This is a genomic window from Sphingobium abikonense NBRC 16140 (assembly GCF_001598335.1).
Lineage (GTDB): Bacteria > Pseudomonadota > Alphaproteobacteria > Sphingomonadales > Sphingomonadaceae > Sphingobium > Sphingobium abikonense.
In genome coordinates, this window is record NZ_BCYT01000003.1 from 53,962 (window position 1) to 74,400 (window position 20,439).

Consider the following 20,439-nt stretch of genomic DNA (forward strand, 5'->3'; position numbering starts at 1 on the left):
AGACTAATGAGGATCAATATTGCGCCACGGGCCAGCCGTCAGCCCCCCATGTCACCGGCGCGATGCGCAGCGTCGGCGCGCCATCGGCCTGCTTGTCATAGGCGTGATAGACGACATAGTCTCTGCCGTCCTCGTCATGCAGCCAGCCGGCATGTCCGGGGCCGCGCCAGCGCTGCTGTTCCTGCAAGTCGGCGCGCAGGAAGATGGTGCCGCCCCCTTCCATCAGCTTGCTGCCATCCTTGCCCAGATAGGGGCCGGTAATTGCCTTCGATCGGCCTATGACCGTGTAATAGGTGCTGTTCACGCCCTTGCAGCAATAATCATAGCTGACCATCAGCCAGTAATAGCCGCCATGGTCGATAATGAAGGGAGCCTCCACCGGGGCGGGGCCCCCGGCCGGCGCCGGGCGGCGGGCAATGCTGATGGGCCTGGCCTTCGGGTCCATGGGCTTGCCGGTCGCCGGGTCCAGTTCGAACAGCTTGATGCCGCTCCAGAAACTGCCCAGCGTCAGCCAATGGCGGCCATCTCGGTCGATGATGAAATTGGGGTCGATGGCGTTATAGTCATCGTCTTTGGTCGACATGACCACCATGCCCTCGTCGCGCCATCCATAATCGGGCGAGGCGCGGTCCAGCGTCTTTGACGTCGCCAGGCCGATCGCCGAGCGGTTCGAGCCGAATGTGGAAACGGAATAATAAAGGCGATAACGGCCATCGACGAAGCTGATGTCGGGCGCCCACATGCCGTTGCTGCCGGGGATCGCCTCGCTGGCCCAGGCTGGCAGGGCGGTGAAAACGGGATCACCGGCCTTCCAGTTCACCAAGTCCGTCGACATACGCGTTTCGATCAGGCGCTTGCCATGGCCCGTGCTGAACACATGATAGGTGTCGCCTTCGCGGATGATGACCGGGTCATGGGTGGGGACCAGATCGCCTGCCAGGCGGCTGTTGAGCGACGGCTGGGCGGGCTGCGCCGCCGGCTGTTGCGCCACGGCGGGCAGCGCGGCTGCGACCAGGGCGATGCCGGTCAAGGCAGAGATGATCCGTCGGGTCATAGTGACCTCTCCATTGGTAGCGGGCGTGCTCACGGCACTGGCCGGAAAGGGATGGAGCGGGCGGCGATTCCACCCTCCGCCCGCTCCAAACTGTCATTGCAGGTCGAGCACCACGACCGACTTGGGCGGCAGGGTGACACTGAGCGTCCCGCCGCTGACCTGCGCCCCGGTGAAGGGGGCGGGCTTGATGGCTTCGGGTGCATCGAAGCTGTTGTGCGCGTTCATCGCCGATGCCGTCAGGATGCGGCCGGACACGGTTGCGGCGTTGAGGCCATCCAGCTTGACGGTGACAGTGTTGGACTGGTTGGGGTCGAGGTTGGACAGGCCCACATGTACCTTCCCGTCCTTGCCGCGCACCGCCGAACCGCTCACCGCCGGCATGGTGAACTGCCCCTTGCCATACCAGGGCGTGTCAAGCTCGATCGGCAGCACGGTCGCGTCCTGCCAGGGCTTGTACATTTCGAACACATGATAGGTGGGGGTGAGCACCATCTTGTTGCCGTCGGTCAGGATCATCGCCTGAAGCACGTTCACCATCTGGGCGATGGCGGTCATGCGCACGCGGTCGGCATGTTTGGCGAAGATGTCGAGATGGACCGATGCGACCAGCGCGTCGCGCAGCGTATTTTGCTGCCGCAGGAAGCCAGGATGGGTGCCGGGGTCCTGCGCATACCAGGTGCCCCATTCGTCGACCGCCAGGAAGACGCGCTTCTTGGGATCATATTTGTCCATGATCGCGACATGCTTGGTGATCAGCTCGTCGATATGGACGGCTTTGGCCAGCGTATCGGCCCATTCGGCTTCGCCGAAATTGACCGGATCGGCCTTGGGCGGCCAGCCGCCCTGGGGCAGGGTGTAATAATGCAGCGACAGCGCGTCCAGCTGATCGCCCGCAATCCGCATCATGGTTTCGGTCCAGCTGTAATCGTCGGAATTGGCGCCGGCCGCGATCTTGAGGATCTTCGTGTCGCGCGGAGCCTTGATGAAGGTGGCGTAGCGGCGTGTCACGTCGGCGGCATATTCGGCGCGCATATTGCCGCCGCAGCCCCATAGTTCGTTACCGATGCCGAAATAGGGCACGGCATAGGGTTGCTTGTGCCCATTCTTCGCGCGCTCATCCGCCAGAGTGCCGGCGGGCGCGGTCATATATTCGACCCACTCGGCCATTTCCTGCGGCGTGCCGTTGCCGACATTGCCCGCGACATAGGCTTCCGCGCCGACTTGGCGCAGCAGTTCGAAAAATTCGTCAGTGCCCACGCTGTTGGGTTCGGTCACGCCGCCCCAATGGGTGTTGACCTTGACCGGACGCTTCGCCTTGGGACCGACGCCTTCGCGCCAGTGATATTCGTCGGCGAAACAGCCGCCGGGCCAGCGGATGACGGGAACCGACAGATTGCGCAGCGCCGCGACGACGTCGTTGCGAAAACCGTTGGTGTTGGGGATTGATCTGTCATTGCCGACCCACAGGCCGCCATAAATGCCGTTACCCAGATGTTCGGCAAATTGGGTGAATATCCGCCGGTCATAGACTGGGCCGGGCGTGTCGGCGTGGATGGTCGCGCTGGTCGGTGTGCCGTCGGTGTCGGCGACGGCCGGGGCCGCCAGCGCGCTGGTCGCCAGCAGCAGCGCGGCGGTCGCGCGGCGCAAATAACTGATCATATCGGTCCTCTCCTGTTGCAATCAGTCGTGAAAAGGGTCGGTGGTTTCGCGGCGGCCGCGCAGGAAAGCGTCGGCGACGAGGCGGAGCGGTGCTGTATCGACGTCGCTGCGGCCACCCCGGATCAGCGTGGCGAAGCGGCTATAGAGTCCGGCATATTCGATATCGTCGCCATGTTCGGTGCCGGTGGGCAGGGTCAGTACCGCGCCGCCCTGGCTGAGGCGGAGCGTGCCGGCGTCGGTATCCACCACGATGTCCCAGCTTTGCGGGCCGGTCTGCCGCCAGTCCAGATCCATATGGATGGGCGCGCCGGCCGTGTCGCGAAAGACCAGATCGGCCGCGATCGGCGCGGCGCGGTTTTCCGGCAGCACCAATGTCGCGTCATTTAGGAAGAAAGGGCGCGGCAGGATATGGGTGACGATGGAGAGGGCGTTGATGCCCGGATCGAAAACGCCGAGCCCGCCCGGCTGCCAGATCCATGCCTGCCCCGGATGCCAGACGCGCACATCCTCCCGCCAGATGATCGAAACCTTGTCGATGCGACGCTCGGCCAACCAGGCGCGCGCAGGGGCGACGCCGGCGGCAAACCGGCTGTGCCAGGCGGCGAACAATGTCGCGCCGACCTTGTCCGCCTGGGTCTTCAGCGCTTCCACTTCAGCGAGCGTGGCGCCGGGCGGCTTTTCGAGGAACACATGCGCGCCGCGACCCAGCGCCTGCGCCGCCAGATCATAGCGGACCTGCGGCGGGGTGCAGAGCGCGACCGCATCCACCGCCGGCCCCTGTGCCAGCAAGGCGTCCAGGCTGGCGTGATGGGGCACGCCGGGCAGGCCCGCATCATGCGGGCTGACGGTTGCGGCCAGGCTGAACGCGCCATTGCCCCCGATCGCCGGCACATGCTGGTCGCGCGCGATCTTGCCGATGCCGACGATGGCGATGCGGATCGGGTCCATGGGGATCAGAGCGTCTTGACGGCGACCTGGACAGGTGCAGCGCGCGTGAGCGCGTTGCGAACGGGCAGCGTGAAGGGCGCGGCGAGGATTTCGAACACGTCGCCTTCCTGGCAGGTCACGCCATCGCTGAAGGACAGGGTGGCGGTGCCGAAGAAATGGACATGGACGTCACCGGCCCGGCGGAACAGGTCATATTTGAAGTGATGATGTTCCAGATTGGCAAAGCTGTGCGACATATTGCCTTCGCCCGAAAGGAACGGCTTTTCCCAGATCACGTCGCCATCGCGCAGGATGCGGCTTGATCCTTCGATATGTTCGGGTGGCGCGCCCACCAGCAATTCCGGACCCAGCGAGGCCTGGCGCAGCTTGCTATGGGCAAGCCAGAGATAATTGTGCCGTTCGGTGACATGGTCGGAAAACTCATTGGCAAGCGCCAGCCCCAGTCGATAGGGCGTGCCGTCTTCGCCGATCAGGTAGACGCCGGCCAGTTCCGGTTCCTCGCCACCATCCTGGGCAAAGGCGGGCATGGTGAAGGGCGCGCCGGGATTGACCAGTTGAGACCCGTCGCCCTTGTAGAACCATTCGGGCTGTTGCCCGACCTCGCCCGCCGCCGGCTTTCCGCCTTCCAGTCCTTCCAGGAACATGCGCATGGAATCGGTCTGCTTTTCCGCTGCGGCCGCTTCCCGGTGCATCTTGTCGCGACCTTCGGCCGACCCGAGATGGGTAAGGCCGGTCCCGGTCATCAGCACATGCGCGCCGTCGTCATGGTCGATCGGAGCCAGCAGGCGCCCTGCTTCATATTCCGCCGAAATGTCGATCGCACTGCCCTGACCGGCATTCACCACCGCCTGCGCCAAGTCGATTCCCTGGGCGATCGCATGGAGCGCCAGCGCGCGGATGCTGGTGAAGCCCGGGACGAAACAGGCGGTATCACCTTGCGCCGCGATGACGGCGCGCTCGCCCGAATCCGAACGATGCTGCAACAGACGCAATGACATGAAGCTCTCCTCCCGCGCGCCCTGCCGGCGCTGGTCCCGACCAAATAGCTGCTGCCCGAGCGACGCCATGCCGCCCGCGCGATGAAACTGAATTACTCCGACATATTGCAAGGCGATGGCAAAGGCAATGATTGTATTTTACAGCAAACTATGCCTCAAAGGATCGAGGTGGGAGGAGCCCGAATGGTGAAGCAAAGTCCGTCGTTGCAAGCGGAAGAGGCGGTTGGCAACGGCAGGGACCGGGCGACGCGAGGGCCGGGTCGACGGCTGCACGGCGCGATCGCCCACAAGCTGGGCACGGCGATCTTGTCAGGGCAGTATCAGCCCGGAGATACGCTGTCTGGCGAAGTCGCCTTCGCCGAAGAACTGGAAGTGTCGCGCAGCGCCTATCGTGAGGCAATTCAGGTGCTGACTGCCAAGGGGCTGGTGGAAAGCCGGCCCAAGGCAGGCACGCGCGTCCTGCCGCGCACGCGCTGGAACCTGCTGGACCCCGATGTCCTCGCCTGGGCCTTTGCCGGGGAGCCGGATATCCAGTTCGTGCGCGACCTGTTCGAATTGCGCGCAATCGTCGAACCGGCTGCGGCACGGCTGGCGGCGCAGCGGCGCGACAAGGATGACCTCAAGCTCATGAAGGACGCGCTTGCCGCGATGCGTCGTCATACGCTGGCGACCGAGGCCGGTCGCGCCGCGGACCGGGATTTTCACAATGCGATCCTCAATGCGACGCGCAACGATGCGTTGCTGGTGCTGACCGCCAGCATCGGTGCGGCGGTCAACTGGACCACCCAATTCAAGCAGCGCGCCCGCGCCCTGCCGCGCAATCCCATTCCCGACCATGTCCGCGTCTATGATGCCATCGTGGCGGGCGACCCGCAGGCCGCGGCAGAGGCGATGGGCGTGCTGGTCGATCTCGCACTGGAAGACACGGCCAGCGCGATGGAGCGATAGAAGCGCAGAAAGCGAAACGAAAAAAAAGGGCCGGCACATATCCCATGTGCCGGCCCTTTTTCCTGTCCGATGGTGCGACCCCTCGGCTCGTTACGCCTCGATTTGCTGGTCCGGCAGCGCGTTGGTCGTCTTTGACCCCCACAGCGCGTAAAAGAGTACATAAAGCTCGCAGGCAGCGGTCAGCAGGAAACTGGTCTGCAGGCCATAATGGTCGGCCAGCCAACCCTGCACCACCACCAGCGCACCGCCGGCAATCGCCATGATGAGCAGGCCCGACCCTTCCTCGGTCAGCGGCCCAAGCCCCTTGATGCCGAGCGTGAAGATGGTCGGGAACATGATGGAGTGGAACAGGCCGACCAGGATCAGCGACCACATGGCGATGGGGCCGGTGGTGAAGACGGTAACCAGCATCACGATGAACGCGCCGATCGAGAAGGCGGCGAGCACATGGCCGGCATCGAAGCGCTGCATGATCGCGGAGCCGGCGAAGCGGCCGACCATCATGCCGCCCCAGAGGAAGGTCAGATAATTGCCGGCCTGCTCATGTGTCAGGTTGGCGATCTGCGGCTGGCTGACGAAGTTGATGAACAGGTTGGCGACGCCGATTTCCGCGATCAGGTAGATGAAGATCGCGGGAATGCCGAACACCAGGTTGCGGTGCTTCCAGAGCGAGTGTTTCTTGCGCTCTTCCTTGTTGTGGCGCTGCGTCGCATTGCCCATGGCGGGCAGGGGAAAGCGGGCAATCACCACGGCCAGCACGGTCAGCACGATCGCCACCAGCACATAAGGCAGGATGACCGACTGCGCATCGGCCAGTCGCTCGGCCTGGGTGAGGACAACCTCGCCCTGCGCGGTGCCCCCCTTCGACCGGCCCAGGATCAGATAGGCCCCGAACATGGGCGCCAGCATCGTGCCCGCCGAATTCATCGCCTGCACAAGGTTGAGGCGCGAGGAGGCGGTTTCCGGCTTGCCGACGACCGCGACATAGGGGTTGGCCGCGACCTGCAACAGCGTGATGCCGCTGGCGATCACGAACAGCATGACCAGCGTCACACCATAGGACGGAATGGACGCCGCCAGCGTCATGCCCAGCGCGCCCGCCGCCATGATGAGCAAGCCGATCACCATCGACTTTTGATAGCCCACCCGTTCGATCAGCTTGGCCGACGGAATGGAGGCGAAGAAATAGGCAATGAACCAGACTGATTCGATCAGCGTCGTCTGGGTGTAGCTTAGATCGAACACGCTGCGCAGATGCGGCAGCAGCGTGTTGTTGATGACGGTGATGAAGCCCCACATGAAGAAGAGGCTGGCAAGCAGCGCGAGGGCGGGGCCGTAGCGCGTGCCGGGATTATGCGTTGCGGCCGGCGCCGCGCCAGACGAGATCGGTCCTGCCATTCATCCTTCTCCAGTGCAGTTCCAGGCGGCGGGCGACCGATCAAGGGTTGCGCACGCCAATTTTGTCGGAGTATATCCCGCGAAACCGCCCGTCAATGGGCGCGCGTCACCGGGAGGAAGTCCAATGCGAAAGGTCGTCACGTTGAAAACAGCGTTGTCATATGCGCTCGCCCTCAGCCTCGCAAGCGGAACAGCGCTTGCCGCCGAAGCGAGCCGTGCGCCGGCCGGCACGATCGACGGCGCGGCCATCGAAACGCTGACGCTGACCAACGGCCGGGGCGTGACGGCGAAGATCCTGACCTATGGCGCGACGCTTCAGTCATTGATGGCGCCGGGCAAGGATGGGCAAATTGCCGACGTGCTGCTCGGCTATGACGACGCCAAGGATTATGCCGACCATCCCAATTATTTCGGCGTCACGGTCGGCCGCTACGCCAATCGTATTGCTGGTGGCAAGTTCAGCCTGGACGGCACGTCCTATCAGCTGCCGGTCAATGACAATGACGTCAATTCGCTTCACGGCGGCGGCAAGGGCTTTGACAAGCAGGTCTGGAAGGTCGTCTCGATCAAGAGCGGCCCGACTGCCAAGGCGGTGCTGGCGCTCACAAGTCCTGATGGCGACGCGGGCTATCCCGGCAAGCTCGACGTGACCGTCACTTATACCCTCGACGAAAACGGCAATCTGGGCATCGCCTTCGACGCGAAGACCGACAAGCCTACCATCGTCAACATGACCAATCATGCCATCTTCAACTTGGCGGGCGAAGGATCGCCCGAAGGCGCGCTGGGTCATGTGCTGACCATCCCCGCCAAGGCCTTCACGCCGGTTGACGCCAACCTGATCCCGACGGGCGAATTGAAGCCGGTCGATGGCAGCGTGTTCGATTTCCGCACGGCCCGCCGCGTGGCCGACGGCATTCGCGACGGTCGCGATCAGCAGATCGTCTATGGCCGGGGCTATGACCATAATTGGGCGCTCGACAAGGGCGCGACCCGGACGCCGGAACTGGCCGCGCGGCTGGAGGACCCGGTGTCGGGCCGGGTGCTTGAAGTGCTGACGACCGAGCCGGGCGTGCAGTTCTACGCAGGCAACTTCCTCGACGGGACGCTGGTCGGCAAGGGGGGGCATCTCTACCGCATGGGCGATGGCATCGCGCTGGAACCGCAGAAATTCCCCGACGCGCCCAATAAACCAGCCTTCCTGTCGGCGCGGGTCGATCCGGGCAAGCCCTATCACCACCAGATGATCTATCGGCTGTCGGTGAAGCGCTGATGCCGCAATGGCGGATGATCGCGCGGGAAGGCGCGGACATATTGGGGGAGGGGACATTGTGGTCGGCGCGGGAAAACGCCGTCTACTGGGTCGACATCCTCGCCCCCGCGCTCAACCGCCTGTCGCTTGACGACGGGGCCGTCACCCGGGTCGCCATGCTGGAACCGCTCGGCTGGCTGGCGGAACGGCAGGCGGGCGGTTTCATCGCCGGCTTTCAGAGCGGCTTTGCCGCGCTGACGCTCGACCCGCTGACGATTGAGCCCATCGGCGACCCCGAACCGCACTTTCCCGGCAACCGGATGAACGATGGCAAGGCGGATCAGCAAGGCCATATCTGGTGCGGGACGATGGATATGGCGGAAGAGCATGATCGCGGATCGCTCTACCGCCTTGTGCCCGATCATGGCTGGGCCGTCATCGACAGTGGCTATCGCGTGCCCAACGGCCCCTGTTTTTCGCCCTGCGGCCAATGGCTCTATCATAGCGATACGGCCAGGCGGCAAATGTACCGCTTCCGCCGGACGGAGGAAGGGGCCACGGATCGCGAACCCTTCATCAAGTTTGAAGAGGCGGACGGCTATCCCGATGGCATGACCGTCGATGCTGACGGGCATATATGGGTGGCGCATTGGGGCGGTAGCCGGATCAGCCGCTTCACGCCTGAGGGCCAGCTTGATCGCGCGATCGCCTTGCCGGCGCGGCAGGTGACCAATATCTGCTTCGCCGGCCGCGATCTTGATCGCATGTTCGTCAGTTCAGCGACGGTCGGGCTGGACGACCCGTCGGAGCATGATGGCGGCTTTTTTGAGGTCGATTGCGGCGTGAAGGGCTTGCCCACGCATCTGTTCGCGGGCTGAAAAAGCGCAAAATTTCAAAAAACCGGGAGCGGTGAGCCAGCGCTCACTGCTCCCTTTTTCATTCCATCCACTGCGCATCAGCAGACTTGCAATTGCCGCCAAATGCCTCTACCAAGCTTGGACAACGTTGTCATTCCCTCTCCAAGGCAGACGACGTTGCGCCCGGACAGCCTTTGGCGAACTGCACGCGTCCAAAGGCTGTCCGGGTCGATTTTGCTTCTATCACGATCTCCTCTTTGGCGACGTTACGGCGCAAGCATTTCTGTCCGCGCGGCGAAGATTGCTTGCCCGGCTTATCTCTATCATAATGATAGTAAGCCGCGACGAGTCGGCGCGAAGGAGAGCCATGACCCATATCGAGCGAGAGGCAGCGCCATCCTGGTGGACGCGCCTGACACAGGCGCTGATCCGCGACCCCGCGATTATTCTGCTCGACACGCATGATGATAATAGTGACGGGGACACCGAGCTGCGCGCGCCGTTGCATGTCCGCGAAAGCGTCGACTGAACGCTATGTTGCCAATTTAGGGCTTCGTTTCGGCGCGATGGCCGGGCATGGATGGCGCGACGTTCATCCTTATGAGGCAAATCATGGCAACAAACCCGCGCGCCGTTTCCCGTCCTGTCGACCCCCTGCTGCTGGAGCGCTGGTCGCCGCGCGCCTTTGATGGATCGGCGATACCGCAGGAGGATCTGGATACGTTGTTCGACGCAGCGCGCTGGGCGCCGTCCGCCTCCAATTACCAGCCCTGGCGGTTCCTTTATGCCCATCGCGACAGTGCGGACTGGCAGCGGTTCCTGGACTTGCTGGTGCCGGGCAATAGCGTCTGGGCGAAACAGGCGTCGGTGCTAATGATGGTGCTGTCCGACACGTTGACCTCAGCGCCGGGATCCGATGAGGTGAAGCCCTCGCACAGCCACAGTTTCGACGCCGGCGCGGCATGGCTGGCGCTGGCGTTGCAGGCGACGCGCATGGGCTATCACACGCATGCCATGGCCGGAGTCGATTTCGATCGCGCCCGGACCGAACTCACCGTGCCCGACCGCTTCCGTCTGGAAGCCGCCGTCGCCATCGGCCGTCAGGCGGACAAAGGCATTCTGCCCGACCATTTGCAGGCCCGCGAGATGCCGAGCGGCCGCAAACCGATCGAGGACTTCGCCTTCGCCGGCAATTTCCGCGACTGATGGCACGACGGCAGGCGGGGATGTGCGCCCCGCCTGCCGGCCTTCAACCGTCCGTCCAGCCGCCGCCCAACGCGCGGAACAGGTCGACCTGCGCGAAGGCGACGGCGCGGTCCGCGCTCGCCAGGTCTGCGTCGGCCGCCGCCTGGGTGCGCAGCGCGTCGAGAACGGTCAGGAAATCGATCCGCCCCTCCCGCTGGCGCGCCGTGCTGATGCGTGCTGCCCGCGCGGCTTCGTCCCGCGCGGTCTGGAGCGCGGCGCGCCGGGACAGCGCTTGCGCATAATTGGACAGCGCCGTTTCCGTTTCTTCCAGCGCGCTCAGCACGGTGCCATCGAAGCTGGCGAGCGCGGCGTCGCCATCGGCGCGCGCTGCGGCGATGCGGGCGCGATTGGCCTCCTGGTTGGGAAAGGCCCAGCTGATGAGCGGGCCCAGCAACCAGTTCAGGGGGCCGCCGCCAAACAGATTGCCGCCGCCGATCGCTGTTGTGCCGACAGATCCGCCCAGCGTGATGCGGGGATAGAGATCGGCCGTCGCCACGCCGATCCGCGCCGTGTCCGCCGCCAGTCGCCGCTCCGCCGCCCGGACGTCGGGTCGTCGCGCCAGCAGCGCGCGGCCGTCGCCGACCGGAATCGGCTGTGTCAGGTCGGGCGTCCGCCGCGCCGCGCGTACCGCGTCCGGCAGGTCCTGCGGCGTGCGGCCGGTCAACGTGGCAAGACGGAACAAAGCGGCATTACGATCGGCCTCCAGCGACGGGATGAGTGCGGCCTGCTGATCGCGCAGCGACGTCACGCGCACCACGTCCAGCCGGTCCGACCGGCCGACGTCAAAGCGGGCCTGGGTGATGCGTAAAGACCGATCGAGCAAATCCACCGTCTGACGGGCAACAGCGATCCGTTCGGCCGACGTGGTAGCGTCGACATAGGCGCGCACTGTATCGGCCACCACCGCGACTCGCACGGCGTCGGCATCGGCGGCGGCCGCCGCAGTGTCGCCGCGTGCCGCCTCGATCGACCGTTTGACCCGGCCGAACAGATCCACCTCATAGGCGACGTCCAGTCCCATATCGATGGTCCAGTTTTCCCGATCCATGCCGGGCAGCGTCTGCGCCTGGGACGCGCGGCCATAGGTCGGCGATCCGCTGAGCGTCGTGCTGGGCAGCCGGTCCGACCGCGCGCCGCGTAGCTGGGCGCGGGCGCGCTCCAGCCGGGCGACCGCAACGCGGATGTCGGTATTGGCAGCCAGCGCGTCACGCACCAGCGTGTCGAGCAGCGGATCGTCATAAAGCCGCCACCAATGATCCTGCGCCGGGCTTTGTGCGACCGCCGGGTCCTCCGCTCCGATGAAAGGGGCGGCCGCACTGGTGGGCGTTACGGGCGGGCGATAATCCGGCCCGGCGGCACAGGCGGTCAGCGCGCTGGCGCCAAGCAGCAGGGTGATGAAAGTCCTCGTCATGATTTACGTCCTCATTCGGCGGGCTGGATCGCGCTTGCGTCCGCCTGCCCGGGCCGGCGACGGGCGAAGCGATCGCCCAGCGCGCGGCACACGACATAGAAGGTGGGGGTGAAGAGCAGGCCGAAGGCCGTGACGCCGGTCATCCCGAAGAAGACCGCCGTGCCCAGCGCCTGGCGCAATTCCGCGCCCGCACCGCTTGCGATCACCAGCGGCACCGCCCCCAGGATGAAGGCGAAGCTGGTCATCAGGATCGGCCGCAACCGGGTCTGCGCCGCCTGAACCGCCGCCTCGATGGGCGACAGGCCCTGGTCTTCCTCCGCCTGTTTGGCGAATTCGACCACCAGGATGGCGTTCTTCGCCGCCAGCGCAATCAGCACGACCAGGCCGATTTGCGTGAGGATATTATTGTCCATCCCCCGCAGGTTCACGCCCAGCATGGCCGCGAACAGGCACATCGGCACGATCAGGATGATCGACAGCGGCAGCGTCAGGCTTTCATATTGCGCCGCCAGCACAAGGAAGACGAAGAACACCGCCATGCCAAAGACGAGGCCCGCGGTATTGCCCGCGCTCTTCTGCTGGAAGGCGACGCCCGTCCATTCCGCGCCATAGCCGGACGGCGCTTGTGCCGCGAGCTTCTCCATCGTCATGAGCGACTGGCCCGACGAATAGCCCGGCGCCGTGTCGCCATCGATCTCCACCGCAGGCATCAGATTGTAGCGCACCACGCGGTAGGGACCGGTCTTGTCCTCGAAGGTCGCGACGGACCCGATTGGCACCATCTGCCCGCTGTTGGAGCGGGTCTTGAGGTTCGCGATATCCGCCACCGATCCGCGATGGTCCGCATCGGCCTGCGCGGTGACGCGATAGGTGCGGCCTAGCAGGTTGAAATCGTTGACGAAGGCGGAGCCGAGATAGACCTGCATCGCTTCGAAGATGCGTTCGGGCGGCACGCCCAGCAGGTCGGCCTTGCGGCGATCGACATCGGCATAGACGCGTGGCGTGCCAACGTCGAACAATGTGTAGACCATCGACAGGCTGGGCGACTGGTTCGCCTTGGCAATCAGGTCATTGGCCTGTTTGTTAAGGTCGGCATAGCCGCGCCCCTCCCGGTCCTCCAGCATCATGCGATAGCCACCGGCGGACCCGATGCCCTGGATGAGCGGCGGGGGGACCAGCAGGATGCGCGCCTTGTCATAGCCCGCAACCGCCTTGTTCGCCTGCTCCATAATGCCCGCATAGGTGACGCCTTCCTTCTCCCGCTCGGCAAAGCTGTTGAACGGGAAATAGATGGCCGCGCTGTTGGGGGCCTGCGTCTGCGACGGGCCGTGGAAGCCGGCGAACATCACCGCGCCGCGCAGGCCCTTGATCGGCAGGATCTTCTCCGCGACCTCGCGCGTCACCTTGTCCGTGCGCTCCAGCGACGCGCCCGAAGGCAGCTGGACGACGGCCAGGAAATAGCCCTGATCCTGCGCGGGAATGAAACCGCCGGGCGTCACCCAGAACAGGGCGATGGTGGCGGCGATCAGGCCCGCATAGGTCAGCAGCATCTTCTTGGGCCGCGCGACCAGGAAGCGGGTGAGCCGGCCATAGCCCGCGCTCATCCGGTCGAACCCGCGATTGAACGCGTCAGCGCCCTGGCCCAGCTTCTGCCGCCAGACCGGATCGCCGCTGCGGTCGCGGGGGCCATGTTTGGGCTTGAGCAGCAGCGCGGCGGCCGCCGGCGACAAAGTGAGCGAGAGGATCAGCGAAATGACCGTCGCGGTCGAGATGGTGACGGCGAACTGCTGATAGAAGGCGCCTGAAATGCCGGTGATGAACAGCGTCGGCACGAACACCGCACACAGCACCAGCACGATCGCGATCAGCGCGGTCGACACTTCGTCCATGGACAGGCGCGCGGCCTCCAACGGCGACAGGCCGTTTTCGATATTGCGCTCGACATTTTCGACCACGACGATGGCGTCGTCGACGACGATGCCGATCGCCAGCACCAGCCCGAACAGCGACAGGTTGTTGAGGCTATAGCCCAAGCCCGCCAGGATCGTCGCGGTGCCGATCAGGGATACCGGAATGGCGATGATCGGAATGATCGCAGCCCGCCAGTTCTGCAGGAAGACGAGGATCACCAGCACCACCAGCAGCACAGCTTCGATCAGCGTATGATAGACGGCGTCGATCGACTGGCTGATAAATTCGGTGGGGTTATAGATTACGCTATATTCCAGCCCCTTGGGGAAACGCTGCGACAGCTGATCCATTTCCGCCTGCACCTTTTCCGCCGCGTCGAGCGCGTTGGATCCGGGCCGCTGCATCACCGCGATGACGACGGTGGGCTTGTTCGACAGATAGGTGTTGATGCCATAATCCTGCGCGCCCAGTTCGACGCGGGCGACGTCGCGCACGCGCACTTGCCGCCCGTCGGCGTCGCTGCGGATGACGATGTCGGAAAATTGCTCGGGCGTCTTGAGCCGGCCCTGCATTTCCACGCCGATCTGGAAGGCTTCGCCCCGGTCGTAGGGCGGCTGGCCGATTGACCCGGCGGACACCTGCACATTTTGCGCGCGCAGCGCCGACACGATCTCGCCGGCGGTCAGGTCCAGCGCAGCGGCCCGGTCCGGGTCGATCCAGATGCGCATCGCATAATCGCGTGATCCGAACAATTGCACATCGCCCACGCCGTCCAGCCGCGCCAGCCGGTCGCGCACCTGTGTCAGCGCATAGTTGGACAGGTAATTGCGATCGAACGTGCCGTCGGGGGATTGCAGGTTCACGACCATCAGGAATTCGGGCGTGGTCTTGCGCGTGACGACGCCCAGCCGCTGCACTTCCTCGGGCAGGCGCGGCACGGCGACCGCGACGCGGTTTTGCACGAGCACCTGCGCGGCGTCGAGGTCCGTGCCGATCTTGAAGGTGACGGTGATCGTCACCTTGCCATCGCCGGTCGACTGGCTGCTCTGGTACAGCATGTCGTCGACGCCATTGATTTCCTGCTCGATCGGGGCAGCGACGGTCGATGCAACCGTTTCGGCCGATGCGCCGGGATATTGGGCAGACACCGTCACGGTGGGCGGCACGATGTCGGGATATTGGCTGACCGGCAGGCCGATAAAGGCCAGCGCGCCGACCACGGTGATGACCACCGCGATCACGGCGGCGAAGATCGGCCGGTCGATGAAAAAACGGGAAAAGCGCATCGGATCGTCCTTTGCGAGCGAAAGGGATGCCGCGCGATCCGGCGCGGCCGGATCACGGGCTTTGGAATATCGGGCAGTTACGGACGCTTATCGGGCGAACGTCGCCTGCGCCGCGGCCGGGGCCACGCTGTCGACCGGGGTCACGGGCGCTGGCGCAGGCCGGATCGTTGCAGGCCGGGTCGCGACCTTGGCGCCGGGCATGGCCGCCTGAACATTGGTGATGACGACGCGGTCTTGGGGGTCAAGGCCGCTGCGGATGATGCGCAGCCCATCGACAACGGGTCCCAGTTCGACGGGCTTGGCCGCAACGCTGTCATCCTTGCCCACGACCAGCACCGTCTTGCGCGCCTGGTCTGACTGGATCGCTGCGTCCGGCACCAGCAGGGCGTTCGCCTTCCCGCCATTGGCCAGGCGCATATTGCCAAACAGGCCCGGCGTCAGGAAATTGTCGGGATTGGCGAACACCGCGCGAATGCGGATCGTCCCGGATCGCGGATCAAGGCCATTGTCGGTGAAGTCGAGCCGGCCCTTGTGGCGATAATCGGCCTCATCCTGCAATCGCACCTCGACCAGGCCACCATCGGCCTGATCCCGTTGCGACTTGAGGTAAAGCGCTTCGGACGCGTCGAAGTTGAAGTAAATGGGGTCGAGCTTGTTGATCGTGGTCAACAGGGTCGCACCATTGCCCTCCGCGCCCGACACCAAATTGCCGATATCGACGCGACGATCCGACACGCGGCCGGAAATGGGCGCGCGAACCTGCGTGAATTCGACGTCGAGCGCGCGGCTGCGTTCGCGCGCCTGCGCGCCCGCCAGCTCCGCCTGGGCCGCCTGCAACCGGGAACGCAGGGCATCGACTTCGCTTGCGGAAACCGCTTCGTCGCCGGTCAGGCGCTGGACGCGGGCATAGTCATTCTGCGCCAGCAGCAGCGCGCTGCGCGCTGATGCCACGCTTGCCCGGGCTTCGGCCAGCGCGGCGCGGAACGGCCGCTGGTCGATGGTGAAGAGCGGTTGGCCCTTGCGCACATAATCGCCGTCCTGAAAATGAATGGCGGTGACGGCGCCCGACACGCGGGGGCGAATATCGACAGTCTGGCTGGGGGCGAAGCGGCCGACATAGTCGTCCCATTGGGTCACGACGCGTTGCAGCGGCGCGGATATGCCCACCGTGGCGACCTGAGCTGCCTGCGCCTGCGCTTGCGGCCTGTCGACCAGCTTCCATATGCCTCCCAGCGCCACCACCAGGGCGATCGCGGCGATGCCGCCCTGGCGGCGCGACCAGCGCCGGCGCGTGCTGTGAGGCGCTGCGTCGTGCGCGCCGTCCGTCGTGATTTTGGTCATCTGGTTCATGCAAAACTCCGGCGTGGGCGGGCGTGACGGCCCGCGCTGATGGTGGCGAGCAGCAATTCCAGCTGCGCGGTGGAAAAGCCGGCCGCGCGGAAAGCGGCCAGGGCTGAGAGCGATACGGCATAGCCGCGGTGCCAGGCTTCGACGGCCAGGCGGCGCAGCGCCTCCAGCCTCTCGCTGGCGAGCGCCAAATTGGTGTCTTCGCCGAAAATCCAGCGGCGCAGGCGGACGAAGCGCCCCGGTCCCTGCAGCGACCGCAGGCCATCGGTGCGGGCCAGCGAGACGATCTGCCATTCTTGCGGGGTGAAGTCGGTGGGGGCGGCAACCGCTTGCGCTGTTGACGCGACCGGAGCGGGGCCGGCCATGGGTTGGCTGAAATCAAGGAAAGCCATGAGGATGCTCCTTCCTGTCCCTGTTGAAAACCTGCCTGAAGCGGACGCGCGGCCTTATCCCGGGAATCACGCTGGTGGCGTCCCGCGGCTTGCGTCCGAATTTTGCGCAGACCATCCCGTCTGACCGCGCGGCTGCACGTCAGGGGAACAGGCTGTGATGATGAAAATGGTGCGACCGGGCGGACCCGATGCGCGCCACTAGCCCGCCGTCAGCGACAGCGGATGATGATGGGAATGTTGTTCAAGATTGACCTCCCCGGGCCAGCGCCCAGTTCCTTCTATACCAGGCGGTATATATTAACCGGAGCTGTCCGGTCAAGAGGCTTTTCTGTACCGGTAGGTATTTATTTGCGATGCGGCATGGAAGCGGGCCTCAGCGTCCCGGCCACATCGACAGGGTGGTGTCGATCAGCGCTTCCAGCCGTTCCACCGCGACACCCGCGCCGGCCTGCACGGCCATGCCCTGCAACACCGTCGACAGATAACAGGCCAGACCAGCCGGATCGACATGGTCGGGCAGGTCGCCTTCATCCCTCGCGCGTTGCAGCCGCGCGACCAGCGCGCGATCCGATGAGGCCCGACGGGTCAGGATTTCGTCGCGAATACATTCGGAATGGGCGGTGCCGCCCACCGCGCTGATGACGCCCATGCACCCTTTGGGATCGGTGCTGTTGGTCTGGATCGCCAGGGATCCACGCAACAACCGATCGGCCACCTCCCGCGACGTCGGCGCGTCCAGCGCGGATTTCATATAGCACAGCTTGTCGCGCTCGTAGAGATCGAGCGCCTTGCGAAACAGCGATTCCTTGTTGCCGAAACAGGCATAAAGGCTGGGCTTGGTGATGCCCATGGCCTCGGTGAGTTCGGCGAGCGACGCCCCTTCATAGCCGCGACGCCAGAACACCTGCAACGCAGCCGACAGCGCTTCTTCGGGATCAAACTCTCGTGGCCTGCCCCTCCCGCTTTGTGTCACCGTTTCCATACCGATCGGTATATAGGTCGTCTGACCAAGATGTCCAGTGCCGCGGGCTTCGGGCAAATGGCTTCGACCTGTCGCTTTTGCTGTCGAAATATGTCGTCAGGGCCGGCGGCGTCAGTCCAATACGTTGGGCAAATCCTCGAACCCCTTGCGCAGTGCGGCGCTCCAGCTTTGCGATATGCGCGCGAATTCCTCATTATCCGCTTCGATGCGGGTGCGGACGCGAAAATCGAACATGTCGGTCGGGATGACGACCAGATCGAGCGGCATGCCGACCGACAGGTTGGAGCGCAGCGTCGAATCCATCGACACCAGCACCGCCTTGGTCGCGTCCTCCAGGCTGGTTTCGCGGGCGATGATCCGGTCCAGGATCGGCTTGCCATATTTATGCTCGCCAATCTGGAAGAAGGGCGTGTCTTCGGTCGCCTCGATGAAATTGCCGGCCGAATAGACGAGGTAGAGGCGAGGCTTGCCGCCCCGGCGCTGGCCCGCGATCATGATCGACGCGCTGGCGCCCGATCCGCCCATTTCGATATTTTCGCGATAGCGCTGCTGCATCGCCTGCATCGAAGCGCCAACAATCTGCGCCACGCGATACATGGTGTCGCAATTGAGGATGGTTTCGATATCGGGGTCGAAGGCCGATTCCTTGATGGCCTTGCTCAACATCGACTTCACCCCCTGGGTGATCGACAGATTGCCCGAACATAGCAGGGTGATCGCCCGTTCGCCGGGCACATGATAGGTAAAGCTCTTCCGAAAGCGCGCGATATTGTCCATGCCCGCATTGGTGCGGGTGTCGGACAGCATCACCAGTCCCTGGTCGACGCGCACGGCCACACAATAAGTCACGGCCCCCCGGCCTCCCGATGCAATTGACCCGATCGACGAATCGTCGGACCCTCCATCCGACGTGCGACCGCTATTTTCAACCTGCGGCTTGGGGTGGGGGTGTGCTTTGTTGCTGCTGTCGCTGCAATTGCCGTTCCTCCACGCCCTCTTGCGCCTGCGCGATGCGCACGTCGGCGTCGATCCAGATGTCGCCTGCGACCGTCACCGATCCGCGGATCGGCGCGGCATCGTCGGCGTCCAGGCCGCTGGCGACGCGCAGATAGCGTTCGGTGACGCAGACGCGATTGGACGGGTCAAAGCCGATCCAGCCCAGGTCCGGCAGCCAGGCTTCCGCCCAGCCATGGGTTTCGTGCAGCGTGTCGCCTTCGCCTGCGAGCAGATAGCCCGATACATAGCGGGCCGGCATGCCGATCGTGCGAGCGGCGGTGATGAAGACCTGCGCATGGTCCTGGCACACGCCTGCGCCCAGCGCGAAGGCGTCGGCCGCGCATGTGTCGGCGGTGGTGACGCCGGCGCGATACTGGACCGCGTCGCTGACGGCGGCCGACAGGGCGTGCAGCGTCGCGAGTGGGCCGCCGTCGGCCGGCAAGGACCTGGCCATTGCCGCTATCGCCTCGGACGGGCGAGTAAGGCGGGTGTCGCGCAGGAAATAGCGCGGATCGACCTTGCTGCCCAGATGCCCCTGCACACCATGGCGTTCCTGGGTTTCGACCAGCCCTTCGGCCACGATGACGGCATGGTCCAACCGGTCGTGCCGCACCCAGATCGCTTCCTTCTCACCATAGCTGTTGGACCGAAAGCTGGTGAGCGGCTCCTCGTTCACGGATACCTGCCAGTCCAGCACGCGCTGCGCGGGCGTATCGACCGGCATCAGCTTCAGCCGCATGGCTACGCGGCCAGCGGCTGCGGCATAGCTGTAGATGGTCTGATGGCGGACAATCAGCTTCATGATGAGGTCATCCGCGCCATCAGCCGAAATGATAGGTCTGGGCGATCTCCGCGCCCAGTCTGTTCGTCACCATCAGGCCATGCTGCACGGTTTCATGCAGACCCTGTCGGAAGATTTCGCCGCTGTCCTGGCTTTCCAGCCCCGCCACCATGTCCTTGACCGTGTCATGGCACGGCCCCTTGGCATCATGCCAGCCGGCCAGGCGATTGAGCCGGTAGGCCAGTTGGTCGTAACAATAGGCGACGCTGCGCGGGAACAGGCGATTGAGCATCAGGAAGTCGGTAATCTGCCAGGGCGTGTAGGTGCCGCCATAGACATGATGATAGGCGCGCGCGCCCGACAGCGCATAGAGCACCGACGTCCATTGATAATGATCGCGATTGCCGCCGATGACTTCGGTTTCGGGCAGCAGGACATAATATTTGACGTCGAGCAGGCGCAGCGTCATCTGCGCCCGCTCCAGCGCCGATCCGCAGCGCAGGAAATCATGGCCTTCGTTGCGCAACTGGCCCGAATGGGCCGCGCCGCGAAAGGTCATGACGCGGGTCTTGACCCAGTCGATCAGGCTGGGCAGTTGCTGCCGCGCTTCGGCCACGTCATAGCTGTCGAGCTTGCGCCAGCCCTCGTTCAGCGCTTCCCACATATCCTGCGTCAACATGGTGCGGGCGGACTTGGCATTGGCGCGCGCCTTCAACAAACAGGACCGGATCGAGCTGGCATTGTCGAGGTCAAGCATCAAATAGGCGACGGCGTCGCTTTCGGTCACGGTCGAGCCTTCGGGAAAGCGATATTCCGCCCCCGTCGCGCGCACCACCGACCGCCATTCGTCGCGATGATGCGCGCCTGGCAGGATCGCCATGCGCTGCCCCATGGTCAGCAGCCGCGCAGTGGCTTCGGCACGTTCCATGTAGCGCGCCATCCAGAAGAGATTTTCGGCGGTCCGGCTCAGCATC

Annotated in this window: 18 protein-coding genes; 5 read left to right on the forward strand and 13 right to left on the reverse strand. The window is 64.6% G+C overall.

The features are described from left to right. Nucleotides 1-13: 13 nt before the first annotated feature. The 4 genes from SAB01S_RS04070 to araD1 form a co-directional block, all read right to left on the reverse strand. A complete protein-coding gene (locus SAB01S_RS04070; RefSeq protein WP_062731863.1) occupies nt 14-1,054 on the reverse strand; it encodes an arabinan endo-1,5-alpha-L-arabinosidase in 1,041 nt (346 codons plus the stop codon). A gap of 93 nt (nt 1,055-1,147) precedes the next feature. After that, complete coding sequence (locus SAB01S_RS04075; protein WP_062731864.1) at nt 1,148-2,713, reverse strand: alpha-N-arabinofuranosidase; 1,566 nt, start codon at nt 2,711-2,713, stop codon at nt 1,148-1,150. A gap of 21 nt (nt 2,714-2,734) precedes the next feature. Continuing rightward, a complete protein-coding gene (locus tag SAB01S_RS04080) occupies nt 2,735-3,661 on the reverse strand; it encodes a Gfo/Idh/MocA family protein (protein WP_062731865.1) in 927 nt (308 codons plus the stop codon). Between the two features lie 5 nt (nt 3,662-3,666). Further along, nucleotides 3,667-4,659, reverse strand: coding sequence for an AraD1 family protein (gene araD1 / locus SAB01S_RS04085; RefSeq protein ID WP_062732082.1), 993 nt, complete (start codon nt 4,657-4,659; stop codon nt 3,667-3,669). 183 nt (nt 4,660-4,842) lie between these two features. On the opposite strand from araD1, the gene SAB01S_RS04090 reads away from it, so the two are divergent. Then, nucleotides 4,843-5,607 carry a FadR/GntR family transcriptional regulator gene (locus tag SAB01S_RS04090; protein ID WP_174525614.1) on the forward strand — a complete coding sequence of 255 codons (765 nt, stop codon included), beginning with the start codon at nt 4,843-4,845 and terminating at the stop codon, nt 5,605-5,607. Between the two features lie 90 nt (nt 5,608-5,697). On the opposite strand, the gene SAB01S_RS04095 is transcribed toward SAB01S_RS04090, so the two are convergent. Next, the gene (locus SAB01S_RS04095; protein ID WP_021226474.1) at nt 5,698-7,005 is read right to left on the reverse strand and encodes a sugar MFS transporter; all 1,308 of its coding nucleotides are present in this window, start codon (nt 7,003-7,005) and stop codon (nt 5,698-5,700) included. 124 nt (nt 7,006-7,129) lie between these two features. Here SAB01S_RS04095 and SAB01S_RS04100 point away from each other — a divergent pair, with 124 nt between their 5' ends. The 4 genes from SAB01S_RS04100 to SAB01S_RS04110 all read left to right on the forward strand — a co-directional run bounded on the left by SAB01S_RS04100 (nt 7,130) and on the right by SAB01S_RS04110 (nt 10,320). After that, on the forward strand, nt 7,130-8,278 hold the full coding sequence (locus tag SAB01S_RS04100; protein WP_062731866.1) for an aldose epimerase family protein: 1,149 nt from the start codon (nt 7,130-7,132) through the stop codon (nt 8,276-8,278). Beyond that, nucleotides 8,278-9,135: an SMP-30/gluconolactonase/LRE family protein gene (locus SAB01S_RS04105; protein ID WP_062731867.1), complete on the forward strand. Its 858-nt coding sequence runs from the start codon at nt 8,278-8,280 to the stop codon at nt 9,133-9,135. Before SAB01S_RS04100 ends, SAB01S_RS04105 begins: the two co-directional genes overlap by 1 nt. 346 nt (nt 9,136-9,481) lie before the next feature. Beyond that, complete coding sequence (locus tag SAB01S_RS18385; protein WP_157078272.1) at nt 9,482-9,643, forward strand: hypothetical protein; 162 nt, start codon at nt 9,482-9,484, stop codon at nt 9,641-9,643. 83 nt (nt 9,644-9,726) lie between these two features. Beyond that, nucleotides 9,727-10,320: a nitroreductase family protein gene (locus tag SAB01S_RS04110; RefSeq protein ID WP_062732084.1), complete on the forward strand. Its 594-nt coding sequence runs from the start codon at nt 9,727-9,729 to the stop codon at nt 10,318-10,320. A gap of 43 nt (nt 10,321-10,363) precedes the next feature. Here the strand turns inward: SAB01S_RS04110 and SAB01S_RS04115 are convergent, their stop codons facing one another. The 8 genes from SAB01S_RS04115 to SAB01S_RS04150 form a co-directional block, all read right to left on the reverse strand. Then, nucleotides 10,364-11,770 (reverse strand): efflux transporter outer membrane subunit, encoded by a 1,407-nt coding sequence (locus tag SAB01S_RS04115; RefSeq protein ID WP_062731868.1) that lies wholly within the window; start codon nt 11,768-11,770, stop codon nt 10,364-10,366. A gap of 11 nt (nt 11,771-11,781) precedes the next feature. After that, complete coding sequence (locus SAB01S_RS04120) at nt 11,782-14,967, reverse strand: efflux RND transporter permease subunit (RefSeq protein ID WP_062731869.1); 3,186 nt, start codon at nt 14,965-14,967, stop codon at nt 11,782-11,784. An 87-nt stretch (nt 14,968-15,054) separates the two neighbouring features. Next, complete coding sequence (locus SAB01S_RS04125) at nt 15,055-16,317, reverse strand: efflux RND transporter periplasmic adaptor subunit (protein WP_062731870.1); 1,263 nt, start codon at nt 16,315-16,317, stop codon at nt 15,055-15,057. Then, on the reverse strand, nt 16,314-16,706 hold the full coding sequence (locus SAB01S_RS04130) for a hypothetical protein (protein WP_062731871.1): 393 nt from the start codon (nt 16,704-16,706) through the stop codon (nt 16,314-16,316). The genes SAB01S_RS04125 and SAB01S_RS04130 overlap by 4 nt, the downstream gene beginning before the upstream one ends. 373 nt (nt 16,707-17,079) lie before the next feature. Further along, nucleotides 17,080-17,688, reverse strand: coding sequence for a TetR/AcrR family transcriptional regulator (locus tag SAB01S_RS04135; RefSeq protein WP_062732085.1), 609 nt, complete (start codon nt 17,686-17,688; stop codon nt 17,080-17,082). Between the two features lie 111 nt (nt 17,689-17,799). Continuing rightward, the gene (locus tag SAB01S_RS04140; protein WP_062731872.1) at nt 17,800-18,537 is read right to left on the reverse strand and encodes a proteasome-type protease; all 738 of its coding nucleotides are present in this window, start codon (nt 18,535-18,537) and stop codon (nt 17,800-17,802) included. A 76-nt stretch (nt 18,538-18,613) separates the two neighbouring features. Beyond that, complete coding sequence (locus SAB01S_RS04145; RefSeq protein WP_062731873.1) at nt 18,614-19,486, reverse strand: transglutaminase family protein; 873 nt, start codon at nt 19,484-19,486, stop codon at nt 18,614-18,616. Between the two features lie 19 nt (nt 19,487-19,505). Next, complete coding sequence (locus tag SAB01S_RS04150) at nt 19,506-20,438, reverse strand: alpha-E domain-containing protein (RefSeq protein WP_062731874.1); 933 nt, start codon at nt 20,436-20,438, stop codon at nt 19,506-19,508. Between the last annotated feature and the right edge of the window lies 1 nt (nt 20,439).